Consider the following 19,498-nt stretch of genomic DNA (forward strand, 5'->3'; position numbering starts at 1 on the left):
TGTTTTGATGATAATGATGCTGATATGTATTGGCACGATGCCCAAATGACACCAAATACCAATAACCATGAGTAGACCCTATCAAAAAGTATCTAAAACAAAAATGGACGGCCTCTCTGCAGGAACGATTCGGGATTTAAACCTGCTCTCGCGGTTTTATTTTGAAGTCATAACGGCAAACTCAAGAGGTATCTTGAGAAAGCCAACGCCAAAGGACTTCTTAAAATTCTTAAAAAACGATTACAAAAAACAACTCAACAGTTTAGAGCCAAATGACGAACCACTACAACATTGAAATTCTTGAAACCCAAACGCACCTCAAGGTCACGTATCGGGATAACAAGTTTAGAAAGCTGGAGCATTTACGCGGAAAAATAGACGACGCCATGCTGCGCCAATTAGGTCGTATTATTCCAAGGTTGGAAGCAAGTATGGAGTCTTTTAAAACGCACTTTGAAGCCAAGGTTTCCTATACCAAAATAGAAACTGAAAAAAGCACCTACACGCTATTTCTGGACGAGTGGACGGCCTTCTTTGAACAACTCACAGGTTTACCGCCAAAGTTTACAGGAGCGGACGGAAATAGCCTGAAAAGTATTATTACTTACCTCAAAAAATTATCAGCTGGAAGCGAACCCGAAGCTTTGGCGCTCTGGAAAATCATTTTAAGTAAATGGCATACCATTAAAGAGTTTCATCAGCAGAACACCGATTTAAAATATATCAATTCAAAATTAAACATCATACTTCATGAAATTAAGCAACAAGGTAACACCTTCACTCAAGGAACTAACGGAAGTGTCGAATTATAGCAACACAGCTGTAGTGAAACATTACGCTGGCATGAACTTGCGCGTTGCCATAAATTCCAACGGCAAGTCCATGGCCATGATGACCAAGGTTGAAGGCGGCGAGGAACTGGTTAAAAAGTGCGTAACCAATATGCTTATTGGTACCAGCATGTACTTTGCCAAAGTACTTCCAGACAGGCAGGCCAATGTAGTAGCCGAGGAACTGCTAGCCAATTATGAGTACCGCCAACTCAAGCTAGAGGACGTTTTGGCTATTTGCTACGAAATTAAAGAGGCTGATATTATTAACCTCACACCAGCGCGCATACTAAAGCATATCAAGGATTATTTTCAGCGCAGAGAGCAGGCCATTATAGACCAAAGCATAAACGCCAGCGAAACCAACAAAAACGGCAATTTTGACGCTGATTTTGATAAGCGTATCAGGCAAAGCGCGCGACACCTTGACGACCAAAACAAAGCCATAGTTAGAACCCGAACATCCACCCGTAAATTTTATAAGTAATGATTAGTATTATAACTGCATTCCGTGGTCTTTTTTGGAAGCTAAAAAAAGACGGAAACCAATACAGCCTTGAGGAAAGGCGCGTAACATTGGTCATTTATACAATTATAGTTTTGCCAGTCTATGCTTTGCATGGATTAATCATTTATATAACTCAATTTTTGGAGTTTTTAGTAGACGTTGAGTCAAAAAGGCTAACGGTAAGCCGCGACTTGACCAAAAAAGAGGAAAAACTTATAAAAATTGAATTACTTAAAAAATAACGCCCATGGAATTAGAAATTTATAGAATAGGTGAAAAAGATGGCACAAGCTGGGAACACGAAGATGTTTGTAGGACTTGTGCAAAAAAAGAAATTAGCAAAGTTTTTGAAGTTGAATTTGATAAACATCTTTCAAAATATATACACAACAAAGATGGCATAAGCTATTACAACGATGGTGAAAGCGACTATGAAATTGCGTGCTCTTTATGCCACGGATCATTTAAGGGATTAGTTGACGAAGCTTTGTTAGATGAATAATTTATCAAGTAAAAACAGACTACAAATATGCATAACACTGAATGGCTAGACGATCCCTTTTTAAAAGGCGACCCAGACCCGAGTCCAGGAACTCTTATCATGTTAATTATACTATTGGGCATTATTCTATACTGCCTTATTAAATGATTTCTAACACCAAGCTATGAGCCGTTTTTTATGGCTTATAGCAACTGTTATAAATTGTTTTAAACAAAATTTAAAAACCACTTAAACACATTTTAATATGCCATACGAAAGAACCTTTACAGTATTATTAACTAAAAACCCGCCACCAGGAACATGGTGCTTCGAAATGGTTGGCCGAACCTTTCAAGTAGTAGATAGAGGCGATTGGTATTTATTAACTCAAGATATTAATAAGCCAGCTGGTGATAAAAGATGCCTTGTAAAATCATTTGTATCAATAATCAAGTAAAACCTATGCAAACAAAAAAACAATCATTAACCGAGGCCGTTTCCAACACAGCCGTTGGTTTTGGTATTAGCTATGCCAGTACCTTCTTAATATTTCCGCTTCTTGGTATTGCTACAAACGCAGGAACAAACCTAGTCATTGTAATATATTTTACAATTATTAGCATTTTACGCAGCTATGTAATTCGTAGGTTTTTTAACAAGAAAACCGATAACCGTGTACGCTACCCAAACGGTAAACTATTCTGGATTCATTGTTTCCAGTGCGAAAATGATACGCCAGTCGTAGAAGATAAAGACGCCATTTACTGCTCCAATTGTGGGCTTAAACATTAAAGCGGCATAAATGCAAATATGCCGTAAACAAGGAATAAACTAAAAACAACAAATCATGAGTAACATTTTTAAAATTATACCATTCTTTAAGCAGAATGAAACAAGCGTAAAAGAGCCGAACAACGAAATTAATAACGCCAAGATCTGGATGCAGGGCGAACCCGTAACTGAAAGCGACCAGTTTTTCCCGTTTACCATTAAAAAACCAAGCGAAGACATTGGCTATACCCTACCTTATGAGCCTATGATTGATATTGAAGGCGGAAACAATATAATTAGAAGATATGTTGCTAAAGCAAAGTATGAAGGGGCAAATAAAATTGGAGGCTCAATAAAAGAGCGCTGGAACTCTAAAGATTATACCATAACAATCCGCGGAATTTTAATGGGCTCCATGCTTACTGGTAACATACAAGACTGCTACCCTCTAAAAGACTTTAATAGACTTAAAAACTATTTGACCGTAGGAGAAATATTTGAAGTTTTTTGTGAGCCATTGCAATTGCTAGATATTCATAGAGTGGTAATAGAGAGCTTTAGTTTTCCATTTACAAAAGGCGAAAATGTACAGGCCTACGAAATAAAAGCATTCTCTGATCATTCTCACCCAATCTTAATAGAACTTGATGAGGAGAATTAGTATTTTTACTCACTAAATTAATTTAAAACAAACCATTATGAAAAAATTACTTTTTGTTCTATTACTTTTATTTGCATTTTCAATTAATGCTCAAGACATATCAAGATTTAGGTCGATGTCTTACGATGAAGCACTTGGTTTTAGTCAAACTATTGCTAATGAAATACGCCAAGACTGGAGGCTATATAAAGAAGATTCAGAGGGCAAGCTTATTGAATTCTGGTACATTCCAAAAGACGCCGATGAAGCAATTTTGAAAAAAGTCAAGGAGTTAGGAGTTACTACAAGCGGAATTGATTTTTTTATAGTTAATTATGAAGTCTTTCAAGAAGGGGAGGATTTAGATATGGAAATTGAGGGCGTTAAACGTTATAGGTTTTATGATATGACCTTAAAGTTTTTAGACGCGTTCCCTATTTGGGAGAAATATTTTTTAAATGGAGCTACTATTGAAAATACAAGAAACAATAAGGATTTAGACCGAAAATTAGAGACCGACGAGTACATCTGGATGTATAAATTTAGACCAGCAAAGAGCCCATATTGGTCAATTCATAAAATATATTAAATAATTTCATATATTTGTCGTGCAAAACAGTACTAGGAGTCAAATCCTAAACATTTTTTTTTAACGATAAGCGAAGCCCATTGCTACGTTGTAGGTGCTAGTGATAGCCCTAATCCAGTCCTAGACTGTTTTGCACAACCGATCGATGGGTTTCGTGTATATAATATTTTCAGATATGCAAAATGAAAATTTAACGGCTGTGATGCAATTTCACGGTAAAAACATTGCCTTTCAAGAAGTAGAAGGCAAAATGATGGTAAATGCCACACAAATGGCTAAACCATTTAGTAAGAGGACAAGAGATTGGCTTGTCACTCAACAGGCAAAAGATTTATTAACCGCTATGACCGAAACGAGAAATCTCGCCTCGGATGATTTACAGGTAGTTAAAAGAGGAGGCTCAAATCAAGGTACTTGGTTTCACGAAGATGTTGCCCTATTATTTGCGCAATGGCTCTCTCCAGAGTTTTATTTAGCCTGCAACACCAAACTAAAAGAGCTGGTAACTACACAGGCTTTAAGCTTGCCAACAAAGCACCAAGTGGCACCCATTGTGCATGAGGGTAAACTATACTATCCGTATATGGCTGTTATGCACGCGTTAGGCGGAAGCACTAGAAGTTCTGCAAGCAAGCGCAAGCGCAAAAACCCAGAGCATTTTATTAAAGTGTTTGGGCGTAACTTTATTACAGGTCATTATTTTGATTTGCTTAAAGGGTATTATGATTATAAAAAACTGTCTAACCAATTAAGCCTTGCACTATGAGCCTAGATAAAATTATCCAAAACGAAGCCCTAAAGCAATTTAAGCCAAAAGGCATACGAAAACGGTTTTTAGTTAGCGAAGGCGATTTGTTTCACTTGTATAAAGACATTGCGATAATTCGCAAGCAGGAAGATCGCGAGCATCTTATGGCAGACTTTAAAAAGCTTCTTAAAGAGGCGAAGCAGGTTCAATTGGTAGAAATGCCTGAAGAAAAGAAAGGAGGCGAGCATGAACACTAATATAAATCCAGCTATCGCCCAGTTTTTTAAAGAAAAGGTATCTAAACAAGAGTTTACCAAACACATGCGTAAACTTATGGATGCAACGGTTATGGTGGCTTTAGAAGATAGCCCAGAACTAGAATGGCATAGAGCCAATATTAAAGAAGGATATTATTACCTTTCGGAGTTTCTAGAACTGTTAGAACCCACAGAATAATTAACCCTAAAAACCCAACCTAATCCGTTGGGTTTTTTTGTTGTGACAAATAAAAAAAAAAGTTATGTTTGTGTATATGACAAAGCGTCAGTCCCAACAGCTCGGCATTCAGAAAAACAAACTACTTCGGTATCAAACTGTTTTAGATTACTACCATGAAATCTATAACGAGGACATCCCTTTGACTAAACTTCACAGAAAATTCATATACCCAAAGTTCCATATTTCCAGAACAACCTTTTATAAAATACTCGGAACGCCCGTTTCAAAAGAACTCAAGGAAATACAGGCGTTTGAAGATAGCCAGTTATCTATGTTTTAGAGATACTTCGCTGCGCTCTGCATGACATTAAACATTGGTCATGCCTAAACTATAAACCACCGTATATTCCTGTACGCCATCGTCTCGCTTAATGCGCTGCATACTTACGCGCGTTAATTTGCCTGTCCATTCTGCAGGACGCCAGCCGTGTATTAAAGCGTGGATATCCTTTTGCAGCTTCCATATGCTAAAGCCCGCATTCTTTTGGTTCTGTGGCGCGCGTTGGCTGGTGTTGGTTAGCTTTAGGTTAGCAATAGTTAAGCTTACCATTGTATTAGCCGTTTGCCTATTTACAGGCGCGGCGCCTTTGTCTTGGCCTAAATTATCAAACTGGGCGTTGGTGACATCAATTAAAACGCATGGCCATTTTACAGGAAAGTTTGGGCTGTAATAATCCAATTGTCCCCAGTCCTCATCTACATACGGAATTGGTAATGTGCTTACTTTGTCTTGAATATTTTGAATGACTGCGTCCATTATGATTTTAATTTATTAGTGATTTTAGCGTTCAATTCTTTGAGGTTTACGCCAATTACTTTACGTATGTGTAAATCTACCTGCGGATGCCAGCCTATAAATTGGCGTTGTTCAACCGTCATAACCGCTCCAACTTTTTGAAGTGCTAATGCCTTCCATTGTGCGGCCTCGCTATCTAGTTTTTGACTGCGTTTGTTGTTTACCTTTTTTTTGGTTTTTACGCTATAAATGTTTGAGGCTCCGTTAGCCTTATAGAACATAGCCCAAAAAAAGCTTTTCATTTTTTGGGTTACCACAATCTCGCCGCCTTCATTATGAAGGCTCATATATGGTAAATTGCTACTCCACTTTATTTCGCCATTGGAAGCTTGACTTTTAATACTTCGCCTACCAGCGCCGCTTCTAATCATCATAGAACCACGACTATTTTTAAGCTTGGTTTGAGGCCACTTCTTATTAAAAAAAGCTTTGCGCTCAAAGTTCCTGTCAAACTCTTGAGAGAGTTGGATTTTTACATCATTCGTCAGGTTTCTTAAAAATTCTTTGAACATCTATTTTTTAATTTTTAGGCCTTTAACGGCTTTAGCGCCAGCCACTTTATGGTATGGATGACCAGGAGGGAATACCACTTTTTGCTTTCCAGCATTAAATCGAAATATATCCAGTTTGTTCTTGCCGTTTTTGCCTATTTGCGTTGTGGCCTCGTCTCCTTGCTTGTTTGCGGTTTTACTATCGCTGGACTCATTAAGCGATGCCAGAACCTCGACCGTTGTGCAACGGCAGCGCCAACCGTTTGGCGGGAAATACTTATCCCAGAACGGGTCGGTTTTTGGTAGGGTGACTTCATGAAGTGCCGCATGGCTATCCCGAACTTTGTCGTCTGCAGCGGTTCGGTACTGCAATAAATACCGATCGCTATCTGAAAACTGCTCATAACGTTCTGCCATTTGAACCGAACCTACGGCAAAGCTGTACTCGGACTCTAAATAATTCTCGTTGTAGTTGCTCTTTACAGTCGCCACATCCTTGCTAAATTGCTTGAAGGACTTAATGCTTTTGTCCTCATTTAAAATCAGCCTTGAGGCTTCAAAAAGTTGCGCGTGCGTTTTTAATTGCGAAAAATAAAACACATCATTTTCCAAACTCTCAAGCATCCCTTCAGATAAATCGTTATCCTTAAACGCCTGACTTAATACGCGGTTGGTTTCAAATATCAAATCTTGATATTCTTTAACTTCTGCTAAATCTTCTGGCTTATACGCTCCCTTTTTATGAAGGGTTTTAAATGCGGTTGCAGCGCGTTTTAAAAGCCGTTTAAATTGTGGATTTATAGCCAAGTTTATGGCCTCGCTTTTGTCTTTACAATCATCGCAATGCGTATCATAAATAAAATCTAGTCTGGAGTTTAATGCCCTGAAATACGTGTCAGGGCTTAAGCGAAAAAATCCCCATCCAATTTAAAGCTGGCTGGCTTTGGAACTTCTTTTTTACCAATAACATCAATGCCAAATTTCTCTTTGATCCATTCGGTATTGATATCATAATGTTGGCTGGCTTCATTGGTCATTTTCCAAAGGGTTTCTAAATCTTCGGTTTGCTCATAAGCATACACGAGTTCGCCTTTTAAAACGCCTAAATTAACAAGCGCTGGAATTACGGAGCTATTCCAATATTGCTCTAGTAATTGTAGGTCGGCATCAATTAAGGTTTGTAGCATATCCTGTCCGCTTTCATCCTTGCTGCGGCTGCCGTTCTGGGTGTCTTGGCCAATAACCGCACCGCTCATTAAAAGCGACATTTCGTTATTACATAAGTTAATCAAGTTCTTGTACACGTCTCCAGATGTGGAGACGCCTTTGGCAAACTCAAAACTTTCGCTTTCGTCAATAATGAACCAAGCTGCAGCACCCATGTCTGTCATCATCCTTTCGGCACGCTTTACCATACTTGGGTCCTGCGTGTTGGTTTTCATATAGCGCGGCGGAATGCCGTAAATTTCGCATAATTCAGACCAGCAGCTTTGCGCAAAACGCTTGAATAATACGTGCGGAATCGCGCTGTTAAATAAGCCGTAGTCTTTCTTTTTACCAAACTCTAATAGCCATGTTCCGTATTCTGATGAATCGCGGTATAGGATTTTTTTATCTTCTGTATAGTCAGGATAAACCACACCATTTAACGGGTCAACATTGGCACGCGGAATAAGCTCTACTTGTAGCACGCCGTTTTCATTAAATGTAAATTCAATTAAGGAGTGCGCTCGGTAAATACTGTCTAAAATATGCGTGTTAATGTCGTTGGTAAAAACAGCATTATTCAACATGTCGGTTTGTTCCTGGTCAACTTCGCCGTTTGGCTTTTTAAGAATAATAGATTCCTTGAGGGCCTTTAGTAAACGGTTTTTGTATTGAGACGTTAACAAGGCGTCCAAGCCTATTTCATCCAGCAGCTGTTGGTATAAATACCATTTTGGGTTGTCCTCTAATTTTGTAAGCTGTAAGGCGCGATTCCAACTCTTAATATCCTGACGAATACGCGCTACGGCTTTAGGTATAATGGTAGGCGATACCTTTGGTTTTGTGGCGTTTGTTTTTACGGCTGCCAGTTTAACACTTTCCGTTTGAAAGCCTATCGGGTTTTTCTTTTTTGTCATGTTACTCGTGGTTAAATTTTGGGCGTGAGCCAAAGCTGAACGGCTGTCTAACATCAGCTTCTAAATCTTCAGGGCTTAATTGTGGCAGCGTACTTAAATTAACATCGCCATCGCGTAGGTCTTTTAGCCATTCCTTACTGCGGTCATAACGCTCTTTGGCTTGCTCGTAAATGATGTCGGCATTACATAAGTCTACCAGCCAATATTTGGCAATTACAACTGCGTGTTTTACAATTAGCGGATTTCTGCTGGCGCCTGATGCGCTTAAAATAGCCTCCACGTCATACCGCAATCGGCCGTCGTAGTTTTCTATTTTATTGTTGCCAGACAAATAGCTTCGCAGTTCCTCTTCGGCTGCGGCTAATGCCATGGTTACAATGGTGTCATCGCCTTCCGTAATTTGGTCTACTTGATAGCCGTATATGGCGCTATCTAAATCGGTTTCAGTTAAAAACATAGTTTAATATCGTCTTGATTCCCTTTCGCCAAAGACGTAGGAGGTTAATTTTTTTGATTGTCTATTTTGAATGAGCCAGCAAGCGCCTTCTAAAGCATCGGGCGCATCCATAACGCTAGACTGCGGACTGACGCCAATCATTTGGTCATGCATCTTGACCATGTGCGGATCATCCTTTTCTTTAATATTGAAAATAAGATTACCTAAACGGTTAAGCGGTTCCAACGTGCCTTCAATTCTGAAAAACTTGTCAGGTTTTTTGCGTTTGTCCTCGGTTACTGGAACGGTAAAGCCATAATAATCGGCGCGTAAATAAATAAGCGGCAATAATACTTGCTGGTAGTGTGGGTCCTGAAGCGAATTGTTTTCAATATAAATTCGGCTGGTATCAACCTTATGATCCTTGAGGTATAAATAGGCTTCATATAGCCAGTCTACAAATTTGTTATTACTGGTTTGCTCTACAAATACCTTGTATAAATAACGTCTGCGTCCTTTAGCTCCTACAATAACAACCGACTTATGCGAGGCCTGTTTGTTTTTGCCCTTATCCTTGTTTGATGTGGACGGATCGGCATATACAATAACTTGGTCACAGCTGGATAACCTTGGGCATGTATCGTATTTGATATTTTTAAAAATATCGCCTTCGCTGACTGGGTTGTTATAATATTCTTTTTGCTGTGAGCTCCAAGGCATTTTCGCCAGCACGCGATCAATAAATTTCTCGGTGTTTTTTTGTGGCCATGTACTATTGCCGTCTTTGCCTCGAATGTTTACCACATCATGACAATCGGCTTTTTTTGCCATTTCAGTAATACAGCAATATTTGGCTATAATGTTACCATTGGCAATCCAAAGCAACGGATTAGAAATAGAACGCGTAGCGTATAAGGCCTCAAATAGCCAATGCACCTTCACTTTAATACGTTCAGGGTTTCGGCACTCTTCGTCGGTGTCAATATCATCAATCAGTATAATATCAGGCCTAACGGCATCGTTATTCGTTCCACGCGGACTTTGACCAGCACCAAGCGCACGAAAGGACACACCTTTTTTGGTTATAAACTCGCCAGCCTCCCAGCTTCCTAGACTTTGTTGCTCGCCGTAATCATTAATAATTCGGTGGTTACTTTCAAATTGAACCTTGTACGGTAAAAGTAAACGCTCGGCATTATCAAGCGTATTTGAAACCAGTAATACATTTCGTTTTTTGCCTGTTAAAACAAGCTTGATAACTTCCATTCTGGTTCTGGTGGTCTTGGAACACTCACGTGACCAGGAACGCACCTCGAACCATTCAGGATTATTCATAACACGTTTAGTAGCCGCCTTATGAAATGGAGCAACTTCAGACAAATAATGGTTTGGGAAGTAGTATTTAAACCATGCCTCGTCATTGGATTCTAAAGCCGCTATTCGTTTGCTTTTTTCTGCTGGCGTTTCGCCTAAATCAACAGGCGTTGCGCGTGAGGTGTTTTCACGGTATTGCTGCCAGAGCTTTAAATATTTTCTGTCTTCAGCTAATCCCATTATTTCAATTTAGAATTAATGAACGCGTCAAAAACAGGAATCAGCTTTTTGTAAATATCAAAATCAATAGGTTTTAAAAAGTCCAGGAAGGCCGTTCCAACTTCAAATATTTCTGCTATGGATGTTTCGGTCTCCAGCTTTTTAATGGCGCTGGTAATTACGGCAATGGTGTTTGACTCCTTACTATCGGCAACTTTCACTTCGCGCTCTCTAATAGAATCATTTAGCCACTCCAGCTGGTCGTATAAGTCGCCAATCATTTTTTGGCGCGTAACCAATAAGGACTTTCGCAGTTTATCCCACTCCTCATCCTTAATCCATTTACCAACAGTATTTGGGCGCACACCAACACGATCGGCTATTTCTTTAATAGTTAGCTTTTGCGTAGTATCCAGATAGAGCATTTTAGCATACTCTTTGGCTTCCGTTTTTTTAAGTCCCATACTAATTTATTTAGTACAAAAGTGTTGATTTTGCCTTGCCTAATAAAAATTCTGAAAAGCTAATTAACACACCTGTAACTTCTGTAAACAACCTTGTTAAAGGGGTTTACAGCTTTTTGTGAGTGAATTGTAAATCTTCAATATTTGTCACCTGAATTAGTCATAATTAGAAGTGCATTTATGCCAAAACCAAGATTTATTTTTAACGACGAAACCCAAAAGAATAGTTACGGTTTCATCATTCCCACAAAAGGCATCGACCTTAAGAGGTTCAAGCTGAATCCGATCATGTTGGATTCCCACTGGAATAGTAACAAGTCTGTTATTGGCCGTTGGGATGATGTTCAAAGTGATAACGGTTCACTGTCTGGTTTGCCCGTTTTTGATAGCGAAGATGAATCTGCGGCCTTAATTGAAGGTAAAGTAGAACGCGGCTTTATAAAAAGTTGCTCTATGGGAGTTCGCTTCCAGAGAGACGATATGAAGTTTGTAAACGATGTCTTGGTTTTGGAGAAATGTGAGCTATATGAAGTTTCTATTGTGGCGGTACCCAGTAATGCAAACGCCATTCGGTTATATGTTGATGACAATACCGAGCCTTTAAAGGAGAGCGAAATTCAAACACTTTGTTTATCGGCATTACCTGTAGATGGCGAAGTAATTATTCCTAATAACCTAGATAAAACAGATATGAAAAAAATCACATTAACAGTATTAGCGGCTTTAGCGCTTGGCTTCAAAGAAAATGAGCTGGAGCATGATGTGGACGCCGTAAACGAAGCTGCCGTAAAATTACAGGCCAAGTTAACAGCTGCCGAATTGAAGCTTGAAATCCTTCAATCGGATGCAGACGCTCAAGCCGACGAAAAAATTAAAAACAAGGTGGCATTGGCCATTAAAGCCAACCCAACTTTAAAGGCTCAAGAGGAGAAGCTTTTGGCATTAGGTAAAACGGACGAGGCCTTATTGGATTCAACCTTGGCTTTGTTCCCAGCTAAAAAGAGTTTAAACGCTCAAATAGTTGACGGTAAAGAAGGTGAAGCTGAAGTAAAAACCGTTGAGGGTTTTATGAAGCTTGACCTTGAGGCACAATTAGCTTTCAAAGCTGATGAGCCAGAAGCATATAATAAATTATTCACTAAAAACTAAAAAAAATATGGCAGCTAATTTTCCCGAAATTTGGAATGGTCGCGTAATTGACAATTTAAAGAAAGCAATAGTAGCCACTTGGCTAGAGGGCATTTCAGAAATGGCGGCTGATGTAGTCACCATTAACGGCGGTACACTTACCGAAAAACAAAAAATTTATGTAGCGGCTACAGATTTTGATGTGGATGTGTTGATTAACAACTCAACCTACCCAATTGAAGTACAAGAGTACGAAGATGGAACCATTGAAATTACTTTGGATAAATTCCAAACAAAGGCAACGTCCTTGGCGGATGATGATACTTTAGGGGCTTCATACGATAAGATTGATACAGTTACAAAATCGCATACATCTGCTATTTTGGATAACAAATTCAATAAATCCTTGCATGCCATTGCGCCTTCAGCCAATACGGCAGATACGCCAGTAATACAAGCCACAGGAGGTCCTGAAGCTTTAGAAGATGCTGCAGGCCGAAAGCTTTTGACTTATGAAGATTTAATTGAAGCTAAACGTAAGTGCGGCTGGAAAGGAGCTAGATTGGTTTTGACTAATGATCATTGGAATGATTTAGCCCTAGATAGAAAAAGATTTGGAGACCAATTGGTTAATTATAAATCAGGCAACCCAGCTCCAGTAATTGCAGGCTTTGAACTACATAAGTTTGATGATGGTATTCATCCACTTTACACGGCCGCTGGAGTTAAAAAAGCTTTTGGCGCGATTAAAGAAGCTGGAGATACGGAGTCCTCTGTAATTTTTGCGAAATCAGCAATTGCAAAAAAGACTGGAGCAACCAAGCAGTATTTTTCTAAAGCAGAAAATAATCCATTAACGCAATCTAATCTGTTAAACTACAGACACTATTTTATTGCAACGCCATATCAGGCTAAAAAAATTGGAGCAATCCGATAAATCTAAATTTTGCCATTCTTAATTAAGGCTACTGTTTTTAAGTGGCAGTAGCCTTATTTTTTTACTCAACTATGTTTCAAACAATTTTAACCTACATCATAGCGCCAATAGTTACGGCATTAATTGCTTGGTACGGCTCCAAGGCTATGACGCAGCGTAATTTAAAATCTAAAGATTTAGATAACGAAATTAAAAGCGCTGAATATTATCAAGGCTTACTGGACGACATGTCTGCTAGATTAACCACCGCTGTAAAGGAGCTAATGGCTCTAGAAGATAGGTATCGGGAATTGTTAAGGCAAAATTCGGAGTTAATTGAGCAAATTAAAATCTCACAGGCCAGCAATAGTGATTTGATTTTGGAAATACGAAAAATGAAATCGAGTAATAACGAGCTTGTTGAGGAACTGCAAAAATTTAAGCAGTTAAACGGTAAGAAATCATGAGTTTAAGCCAACACCAGCGCATATTTACGCGAAACATTGCCAAGCTTATTGTCTTTGCCTATCAGCATGGTTTAGAGTTAACTTTTGGCGAAGCTTTCAGAACCAACGAGCAACAATTGTTGTACGTGCAAAGCGGTAAAAGCCAAACCATGAACTCCAACCATTTACGTCGTCTAGCAGTAGACTTCAATGTGTTTGAAAATGGAAACCTGACCTATGACTGGAAAACGGTTAAAATATTAGGCGATTACTGGGAAACATTAGATACCGCCAACCGCTGGGGAGGCGACTGGAACAAAAACAACATCAAGGACGGCTTTATTGACGTTCCGCATTTTGAAATGCATATTTAAAACGCTTTTAAATGATTATTAATTGGAAAAATACAGCTGAAAATTTATTCCTGGTACTTGTAGGAGTAGTTGCAGGCGTGGCCATTGGCTATTATGTTTCCATTATGGCAGCTGAAGCCATGCTGGAAAACCAAAAAGCAATCATTACGGAGGCCATTAAAAAAGAAACCACGGCCATCCATAACACGGTTACAACTGAAATTAACAAAGTTAAAAACCGAAAGGGCGAGCCCATTAATATAGTTATTGAACCGTACAACGATAACGAGTTGAACCAACAAACCAATAACGAACATAAAACATCACAGGACAGTATCCCGAAGCCTGAAAAAAAACGGGGATTCTTTAAGCGCCTATTTGGCGGCAAAAAGAACAAAAAGTAACAAACCTTTAAAACTATATATTATGTCAAAAGACCAAGTATTTTCGGATTACCCAAGTTTAAAAAGCTACCACCAGACATCTGACGGCACTAAATTTTTCAAAAAAGACCATGCTCGAAATCATTCGAGATCGCTGAAGGATAAATCTCTTGAGGAAATAAAAAACCCGAGTCCTAAAGTCGTTGATGTTTCAGTTAAAGAAGCCGTAACAACAAAAATCAAAGTTGATCAGAATGTAGACGATTTAACGCCTTCTCAAAAAGCGAAACTTGCTAAAGAAGCCATCGGAAAATTAGAAACGGTTGAAGCGGTTGAAGCGGCCTTAAAAGATGAAACCTATCCTTCAGTAATTAAAGCTGGAGCGGAAAGAATTAAAGCCTTAAAACTTCAGACAGAAAAAACAGGCGAAGGAACTGGCAAAGAAAACACGGGAACGGATGCTCCAGTAAATGGAACTAAAACCGAAACCAAGTCCGAAGAGGAAGAGTAAAACCCAAAAATAACAATATATGTTACCAGGAATTAATATAAAATTTAGCAACGGCAATATTGGTACTGTAGTACCTACTGTCGACGGTGTTTTCGGTTTGTTAGCCTCGGCAGTCGCTGTTGTAGATAAATTTGCATTAAACACACCATACATTTTAAGAGGCATGACCGATGTGGCCAAGCTGGGCATTTTGCCAGATGTAAATAATGGCGTTCTGTATCAATGGCTTTCAGATTATTACGCAGAAGCTGGGGAAGGCCAGGAAGTGTGGTTAATGGGATTCCCAAAAACCGATAAAGTAAGTGACTGGTTTACGCCAGACGTTGGAACTGGTAAAACGCCAGCGCAAAGTTTGCTGGACGCCTCAAATGGTCGTTTAAGCGGATTATTTACATGCTTTTCACCTGACGGTGCTTACACACTTACGCTTGCAAACGGCATTGATGAGGATGTAGTCTTAGCAAAAAGCAAGGCGCAAACATTAGGCGAAAATTACACGACTAATGAGTACACGCCATTCTTTACCGTTTTGGAAGGATACGGTTACAGCGGAACGGCCTCGGATTTAGCCGATTTAAAAGAGGAGTCCAATAACCGTGTAGGCGTATTAATTGGTAGCACTAAAAAACGAACTGATGTTGTAACAAACAACGGCGCGTCTACGGGCGTAGTGGCCGGTCGTTTAGCGGCTATTCAAGTACATGAGAGCGCTGGAAAAGTGCGAACTGGAGCCTTAAAAACCTTAACGGCTTACATAGTTGACGAGCCAGCGGAAAGTGCGGACATTGAGACCTTACACAATAAGGGATATATGACCTTCAGACAGCACAAACGTAAAGCAGGCTATTACATTGTTTCTGGAATATTGGCCACGTCAGAGGCTGACGATTATCAAAAATTAGCACGTAGACGTGTTATAGATAAGGCGTATAGAATTGCTCACAACATTGTTAGCGAGGAAATTGAAAACGATTTTGACCTAACAAACGAGGGAACAATAGACCCAATTTATGCAAAAGATGTAGAGGGTAATCTGGAGAATGCCATTGCAAGACAAATGACGGATCGTGGCGAGCTTTCAAAAGACAAAGCAAACCCGAACGACGACGGCGTGAAAGCGGCTTTTAACTTAACCAATAACGTATCGCAAACTAATCGTATTGAAATGACTTTAAAAGTACGTCCGAAAGGATATGCGGAATTCATTGAAATTCTTTTAGGCTACGATGTAAACTTAAACGAATAATATGGCATTTGATTCTAGAGAATACGAGTGGGCAGACCTAACCTTAATTTTAGGCGGCCAAGATATAACAGGCATTAGAGCTGTTAAATATTCTGAAGCTATTGAGCGTGAAGCTCTATATGCAAAAGGGCGTTTTCCGCACTCAATACAAAGTGGAAATATAGCTTTCAAAGGCGAAATTGCAATGCTGCAGTCGGATTATGAAGCTTTAGTAAAAGCGGGGAAAGGAAGCGTTTTGAGCCTTAACTTGGATGGCATGTTCAGCTACGGCAACCCTAGCGCTGGAGACATGTTGACGAGCGACCGTGCTGTTGGAATTCATTTTCTAGAGGCGGCTAAAGACATCAAGCAAGGCGATAAATTTCAGGAAATTAAACTTCCGTTTATATTCTTAAAACTAAAAAACCAAGTATAAATGTACCAAGCAGACCAACAAAATATTGACGCGTGGAAAGCAGAACATGGCGAGATAATTCGCTTAAAATCTGCAAAGTATAACAAGTCCGCCTACTTCCGTAAGCCAAATAGAAAGGAAATGGAATTTTTAAGCGCTGGCACCAAGTCAAGCGGCTTGAAATTCAACTCCCAACTTTTAAAGACGTGCTATTTAGCAGGCGATAAAGAGATTGAAACCAATGATGACATCTTTATGGGCATTGGCGAACAAATCATGTCGCTATTGACCTTTGATGTTGTCGAGGTGGAAAAGCTTTAGAGGCTGCCCGAGTAGACCCTAACGATATCATGCGCATCGGTGATGCACAGCTTCGTTACTATTTTGGCATCAAAGACCCAGAAAGCCTCCCATTAGATATATGGGCACGCAGAATTAGAGAGTTAGAGTATATCAGACAATTAGAAAACCCAGATTCATAGGAGTAACAAACCAACATGGACAATACACTAAACTACATACTAAAATTTCAATCGGATGCCGACAAAGTCGCTGCATCCGTTGAGCGTTTAGATAAAGGCCTAAATGACGTTAACCAACATGTTGGCGTTATGGGCAACAAGTTTAGTAGCGCCTTGGATAAAGTTAACTCCAAATTATCAGGAATGCGGATAAACGCATTTGTTCAAAATGTTCAGTCCGCATCTCAAGGGCTGGATTCCATGTCCGCACCAGGACTAAAATTAAGCACCTCATTAGCCGACCTTTCAGCCATTACAGATGTTACTGGTAATAAGCTTAAAGAAATTGAAGGCTACGCCAGAACGTCCGCTAAAACTTTTGGCGGTGATGCTGCAGATGGCGTGGAGGCTTACAAACTTATCTTATCTCAATTAACACCAGAACTAGCCCAAGCACCAAAGGCGTTGCAAAACATGGGCGTTCATATTCAAACCTTGAGTAAAACCATGGGTGGCGATGTGGCGGCAGCTTCAGAAGTTTTAACAACGGCTATGAACCAGTATCAGGTTTCTACAGATGACCCAATTAAGGCGAGTGCCGAAATGGGCAATATGATGAATATAATGGCGGCTGGTGCTAAAGAAGGTAGTGCAGAATTACCACAAATAAAGCAGGCATTAGAGCAAAGTGGTATGGCCGCCAAAACGGCTGGAGTTCATTTTGCGGAAACCAACGGCTACATTCAAGTATTAGACAAAGCAGGAAAAAAAGGTTCTGAAGGCGGTGTGGCATTGCGTAACGTGATGGCCTCATTATCTCAAGGACGTTTCTTGCCTAAAGATGTACAAAAGGAATTACAAATGGCAGGCGTTGACATCAATACGTTAACGGATAAAAGTCTAACGCTCTCAGATCGTTTAAAACCGTTAAGAGGTATCATGCACGATCAGGCCCTAGTTACAAAAATGTTTGGCAAAGAAAACAGTAACGCGGCTATTGCTATGCTTTCGGGCATTGATGAGGCGGAACGCTTAACCACAGCCATTCAAGGAACCAATACGGCTTATGAACAAGCTGCCATTGTTATGGACTCTCCAGCGGAAAAAGCGGGACGTTTTAGAGCGAAAATTGACGACCTAAAAATTAGCATGTTCAATGCAACGGGTGGGACATTGGCCTATGCTGCAGAATTAGGGAGTATGGCCTTTGATATTAGTAATTTAATACCTCTTTTTAGCGGCTTTGGTCAGGCTATAAGTTTTGTTACTAACGCTACTAAAATGCAGGCACTTTGGACGAGTATTACAAGCGGAGCCACGTCTGTTTGGACTGGTATTCAATGGGGCTTAAATGCTGCCATGAACGCTAACCCAATTGGAATAATAGTATTGGCCGTTGCCGCTTTGGCTGCAGGTATTGGCTGGGTTATTTCTAAAACGGAAGGCTGGGGGCAAGCTTGGGAGCATACCGTAAGCGGCGGCAAGTTACTGTTTAAATTGTTTGGCGATTTTATTAAGCTCGAATTTTTAACGGTAGTAAATGGTTTAATGATAGGCTTAAACTTCATTAAGAAAGGGTGGTACGAATTTAAAGAAGCGGTTGGTTTGGGCGATAGTACCGAAAATCAACGCATGATTAGCCAGATAAATGCCGATACTGAAAGCAGAAAGCAAGCTATAATTGATCAAGCCAAAGAAGTAAAACAAACGGCATTTGATGCGGCTATGGAATTTGGAAAAGCTGCTAATTCCATTAAATGGAAAACAGAGGTTGAGGAGGGCGAGGCTTCAGGAGTTGGAATAAGCGATCCAACGGCTCCTGGTGCTATTTCAGGAAATGGAAGCGGCAGCGGAAATACTGCAGGTTCTGGAGCTGGGGCAAAAACAAATAAGGCCATTGCAACTGGCGGAACAAAACATAATTACATAACTATTAGTTTGGAGTCGCTTATTGGCGCTCTAACTATTAAGGGTAATGATTTTAAGGATAGCGCGAAGCAATTGGAGACACAAAGCGTGGACGCATTAGTAAGAACATTGGCGTTAGCCACAACAGCTGGAAGTTAATGATACAAGATAAAACAGGCATCATATTTTCTAGTTTGATTGGCGTTGCTAAAACCAATCGGTTTCAGGTAGTTCAAAACGAGCTTTCAAAACACGTATTGCCGCCAATTCCTTTTTTAGGGTATAAGCGGAAAGACCAAATTGGAAGTGTAAAGAATGATATTAGTCAGGAATTATGGAAGGCAAACGCACCATTAAGTGCCGACGATCAGTTTTTTCCGTTCTACTTTGTTGGTAGCGATGGCGTGAAGTATTTACTGCCTTATGAGCCTATGATAAACATAGGGGGTAAGAATACCATTATTCGTAGAAACGTGGCAAAGGCAAAAACGAAAGGCGGCCGTGAGGTCGGCGGCTCGATTAAGGAGCGCTGGAACCAGGGCGATTATGATATTTCTATTACGGGCGTTTTAATTGGCTCGTTACTTACTGGAAATGTAGAAGACTGCTTTCCGCGTGAGGACTTTGAAAAGCTTCGCGATTTTATGACAACGCCAAAAAGTTTAAAGGTGTATTGTGAGCCTTTGCAGCTGTTAGGCATAAACCAAATCGTAATAGAAGACTTTAGTTTTCCATTTACAAAAGGCGAAAATGTGCAGGCTTACGAGATTAAATGTTACAGTGATTTTGACTATAAATTATTACTAGATATAGATGATTAAAGATATAACAGAATTTTAGATTT

General features: G+C 39.8%; 32 protein-coding genes. 25 read left to right on the forward strand and 7 right to left on the reverse strand.

All coding sequences use genetic code 11. The features are described 5' to 3' along the window. Window positions 1-67: 67 nt before the first annotated feature. The 13 genes from ES675_RS00005 to ES675_RS00065 all read left to right on the forward strand — a co-directional run bounded on the left by ES675_RS00005 (window position 68) and on the right by ES675_RS00065 (window position 5,345). Window positions 68-295, forward strand: a complete 228-nt coding sequence (locus ES675_RS00005; RefSeq protein ID WP_148367178.1) for a hypothetical protein — start codon at window positions 68-70, stop codon at window positions 293-295. Further along, window positions 273-812, forward strand: coding sequence for a hypothetical protein (locus ES675_RS00010; RefSeq protein WP_066257003.1), 540 nt, complete (start codon window positions 273-275; stop codon window positions 810-812). Before ES675_RS00005 ends, ES675_RS00010 begins: the two co-directional genes overlap by 23 nt. Further along, window positions 751-1,317 (forward strand): hypothetical protein, encoded by a 567-nt coding sequence (locus ES675_RS00015; RefSeq protein WP_148367180.1) that lies wholly within the window; start codon window positions 751-753, stop codon window positions 1,315-1,317. Before ES675_RS00010 ends, ES675_RS00015 begins: the two co-directional genes overlap by 62 nt. Beyond that, window positions 1,317-1,580 carry a hypothetical protein gene (locus tag ES675_RS00020; RefSeq protein ID WP_066256999.1) on the forward strand — a complete coding sequence of 88 codons (264 nt, stop codon included), beginning with the start codon at window positions 1,317-1,319 and terminating at the stop codon, window positions 1,578-1,580. The genes ES675_RS00015 and ES675_RS00020 overlap by 1 nt, the downstream gene beginning before the upstream one ends. Before the next feature lie 5 nt (window positions 1,581-1,585). Then, window positions 1,586-1,840, forward strand: coding sequence for a hypothetical protein (locus ES675_RS00025; RefSeq protein WP_066256994.1), 255 nt, complete (start codon window positions 1,586-1,588; stop codon window positions 1,838-1,840). 244 nt (window positions 1,841-2,084) lie between these two features. Next, window positions 2,085-2,276: a hypothetical protein gene (locus ES675_RS00030; protein WP_066256990.1), complete on the forward strand. Its 192-nt coding sequence runs from the start codon at window positions 2,085-2,087 to the stop codon at window positions 2,274-2,276. Between the two features lie 5 nt (window positions 2,277-2,281). Beyond that, a complete protein-coding gene (locus ES675_RS16525) occupies window positions 2,282-2,611 on the forward strand; it encodes a DUF7220 family protein (RefSeq protein WP_066256984.1) in 330 nt (109 codons plus the stop codon). Between the two features lie 55 nt (window positions 2,612-2,666). Beyond that, complete coding sequence (locus ES675_RS00040) at window positions 2,667-3,251, forward strand: DUF6046 domain-containing protein (protein ID WP_066256980.1); 585 nt, start codon at window positions 2,667-2,669, stop codon at window positions 3,249-3,251. Window positions 3,252-3,288: 37 nt separating this feature from the next. Continuing rightward, window positions 3,289-3,819, forward strand: coding sequence for a hypothetical protein (locus ES675_RS00045; RefSeq protein WP_066256972.1), 531 nt, complete (start codon window positions 3,289-3,291; stop codon window positions 3,817-3,819). 175 nt (window positions 3,820-3,994) lie between these two features. Then, entirely contained in the window at window positions 3,995-4,585 is a 591-nt protein-coding gene (locus tag ES675_RS00050) for a KilA-N domain-containing protein (RefSeq protein WP_082986019.1), read from the forward strand. Further along, the gene (locus tag ES675_RS00055; protein ID WP_066256962.1) at window positions 4,582-4,824 is read left to right on the forward strand and encodes a hypothetical protein; all 243 of its coding nucleotides are present in this window, start codon (window positions 4,582-4,584) and stop codon (window positions 4,822-4,824) included. Before ES675_RS00050 ends, ES675_RS00055 begins: the two co-directional genes overlap by 4 nt. Beyond that, window positions 4,814-5,023 (forward strand): hypothetical protein, encoded by a 210-nt coding sequence (locus tag ES675_RS00060; protein WP_066256959.1) that lies wholly within the window; start codon window positions 4,814-4,816, stop codon window positions 5,021-5,023. The genes ES675_RS00055 and ES675_RS00060 overlap by 11 nt, the downstream gene beginning before the upstream one ends. Before the next feature lie 64 nt (window positions 5,024-5,087). Next, complete coding sequence (locus ES675_RS00065) at window positions 5,088-5,345, forward strand: hypothetical protein (RefSeq protein ID WP_197503534.1); 258 nt, start codon at window positions 5,088-5,090, stop codon at window positions 5,343-5,345. 27 nt (window positions 5,346-5,372) lie between these two features. On the opposite strand, the gene ES675_RS00070 is transcribed toward ES675_RS00065, so the two are convergent. The 7 genes from ES675_RS00070 to ES675_RS00100 form a co-directional block, all read right to left on the reverse strand. Further along, window positions 5,373-5,822: a hypothetical protein gene (locus ES675_RS00070; protein WP_246126193.1), complete on the reverse strand. Its 450-nt coding sequence runs from the start codon at window positions 5,820-5,822 to the stop codon at window positions 5,373-5,375. Then, complete coding sequence (locus ES675_RS00075) at window positions 5,822-6,373, reverse strand: hypothetical protein (RefSeq protein WP_066256170.1); 552 nt, start codon at window positions 6,371-6,373, stop codon at window positions 5,822-5,824. Before ES675_RS00075 ends, ES675_RS00070 begins: the two co-directional genes overlap by 1 nt. Then, a complete protein-coding gene (locus tag ES675_RS00080) occupies window positions 6,374-7,159 on the reverse strand; it encodes a phage head morphogenesis protein (protein WP_066256167.1) in 786 nt (261 codons plus the stop codon). 95 nt (window positions 7,160-7,254) lie between these two features. Then, window positions 7,255-8,475: a phage portal protein family protein gene (locus ES675_RS00085; RefSeq protein ID WP_082986002.1), complete on the reverse strand. Its 1,221-nt coding sequence runs from the start codon at window positions 8,473-8,475 to the stop codon at window positions 7,255-7,257. 1 nt (window position 8,476) lies between these two features. After that, on the reverse strand, window positions 8,477-8,932 hold the full coding sequence (locus ES675_RS00090) for a phage protein Gp36 family protein (RefSeq protein ID WP_066256165.1): 456 nt from the start codon (window positions 8,930-8,932) through the stop codon (window positions 8,477-8,479). 3 nt (window positions 8,933-8,935) lie between these two features. After that, window positions 8,936-10,465 carry a hypothetical protein gene (locus ES675_RS00095; RefSeq protein WP_066256161.1) on the reverse strand — a complete coding sequence of 510 codons (1,530 nt, stop codon included), beginning with the start codon at window positions 10,463-10,465 and terminating at the stop codon, window positions 8,936-8,938. Then, window positions 10,465-10,908, reverse strand: a complete 444-nt coding sequence (locus ES675_RS00100; protein ID WP_082986001.1) for a phage terminase small subunit-related protein — start codon at window positions 10,906-10,908, stop codon at window positions 10,465-10,467. The genes ES675_RS00095 and ES675_RS00100 overlap by 1 nt, the downstream gene beginning before the upstream one ends. Before the next feature lie 288 nt (window positions 10,909-11,196). Between ES675_RS00100 and ES675_RS00105 the strand changes: the two genes are divergently transcribed. From ES675_RS00105 to ES675_RS00155, 12 genes are all read left to right on the forward strand, one after another. Next, window positions 11,197-12,057 (forward strand): HK97 family phage prohead protease, encoded by an 861-nt coding sequence (locus tag ES675_RS00105; protein ID WP_170244060.1) that lies wholly within the window; start codon window positions 11,197-11,199, stop codon window positions 12,055-12,057. A gap of 7 nt (window positions 12,058-12,064) precedes the next feature. Continuing rightward, the gene (locus ES675_RS00110) at window positions 12,065-12,973 is read left to right on the forward strand and encodes a hypothetical protein (protein WP_066256178.1); all 909 of its coding nucleotides are present in this window, start codon (window positions 12,065-12,067) and stop codon (window positions 12,971-12,973) included. Between the two features lie 71 nt (window positions 12,974-13,044). Beyond that, window positions 13,045-13,419 (forward strand): hypothetical protein, encoded by a 375-nt coding sequence (locus ES675_RS00115; RefSeq protein WP_066256152.1) that lies wholly within the window; start codon window positions 13,045-13,047, stop codon window positions 13,417-13,419. Next, window positions 13,416-13,772 carry a M15 family metallopeptidase gene (locus tag ES675_RS00120; RefSeq protein ID WP_066256148.1) on the forward strand — a complete coding sequence of 119 codons (357 nt, stop codon included), beginning with the start codon at window positions 13,416-13,418 and terminating at the stop codon, window positions 13,770-13,772. Before ES675_RS00115 ends, ES675_RS00120 begins: the two co-directional genes overlap by 4 nt. 11 nt (window positions 13,773-13,783) lie before the next feature. Continuing rightward, complete coding sequence (locus tag ES675_RS00125; RefSeq protein WP_066256145.1) at window positions 13,784-14,155, forward strand: hypothetical protein; 372 nt, start codon at window positions 13,784-13,786, stop codon at window positions 14,153-14,155. 22 nt (window positions 14,156-14,177) lie between these two features. Then, entirely contained in the window at window positions 14,178-14,645 is a 468-nt protein-coding gene (locus tag ES675_RS00130; RefSeq protein WP_066256141.1) for a hypothetical protein, read from the forward strand. Between the two features lie 19 nt (window positions 14,646-14,664). After that, window positions 14,665-15,891 carry a DUF2586 family protein gene (locus tag ES675_RS00135; RefSeq protein ID WP_066256134.1) on the forward strand — a complete coding sequence of 409 codons (1,227 nt, stop codon included), beginning with the start codon at window positions 14,665-14,667 and terminating at the stop codon, window positions 15,889-15,891. Window position 15,892: 1 nt separating this feature from the next. After that, window positions 15,893-16,306: a hypothetical protein gene (locus ES675_RS00140; RefSeq protein WP_066256130.1), complete on the forward strand. Its 414-nt coding sequence runs from the start codon at window positions 15,893-15,895 to the stop codon at window positions 16,304-16,306. Further along, the gene (locus ES675_RS00145; protein ID WP_066256126.1) at window positions 16,307-16,606 is read left to right on the forward strand and encodes a hypothetical protein; all 300 of its coding nucleotides are present in this window, start codon (window positions 16,307-16,309) and stop codon (window positions 16,604-16,606) included. 29 nt (window positions 16,607-16,635) lie between these two features. Continuing rightward, entirely contained in the window at window positions 16,636-16,767 is a 132-nt protein-coding gene (locus ES675_RS16670; protein ID WP_255365515.1) for a hypothetical protein, read from the forward strand. Window positions 16,768-16,782: 15 nt separating this feature from the next. Further along, the gene (locus ES675_RS00150; RefSeq protein WP_066256123.1) at window positions 16,783-18,813 is read left to right on the forward strand and encodes a phage tail tape measure protein; all 2,031 of its coding nucleotides are present in this window, start codon (window positions 16,783-16,785) and stop codon (window positions 18,811-18,813) included. Next, window positions 18,813-19,475 (forward strand): DUF6046 domain-containing protein, encoded by a 663-nt coding sequence (locus ES675_RS00155; RefSeq protein ID WP_066256119.1) that lies wholly within the window; start codon window positions 18,813-18,815, stop codon window positions 19,473-19,475. The genes ES675_RS00150 and ES675_RS00155 overlap by 1 nt, the downstream gene beginning before the upstream one ends. Window positions 19,476-19,498 lie beyond the last annotated feature (23 nt).

This window comes from Algorimicrobium algoritergicola (genome assembly GCF_008086165.1).
GTDB classification, from domain to species: domain Bacteria; phylum Bacteroidota; class Bacteroidia; order Flavobacteriales; family Flavobacteriaceae; genus Algorimicrobium; species Algorimicrobium algoritergicola.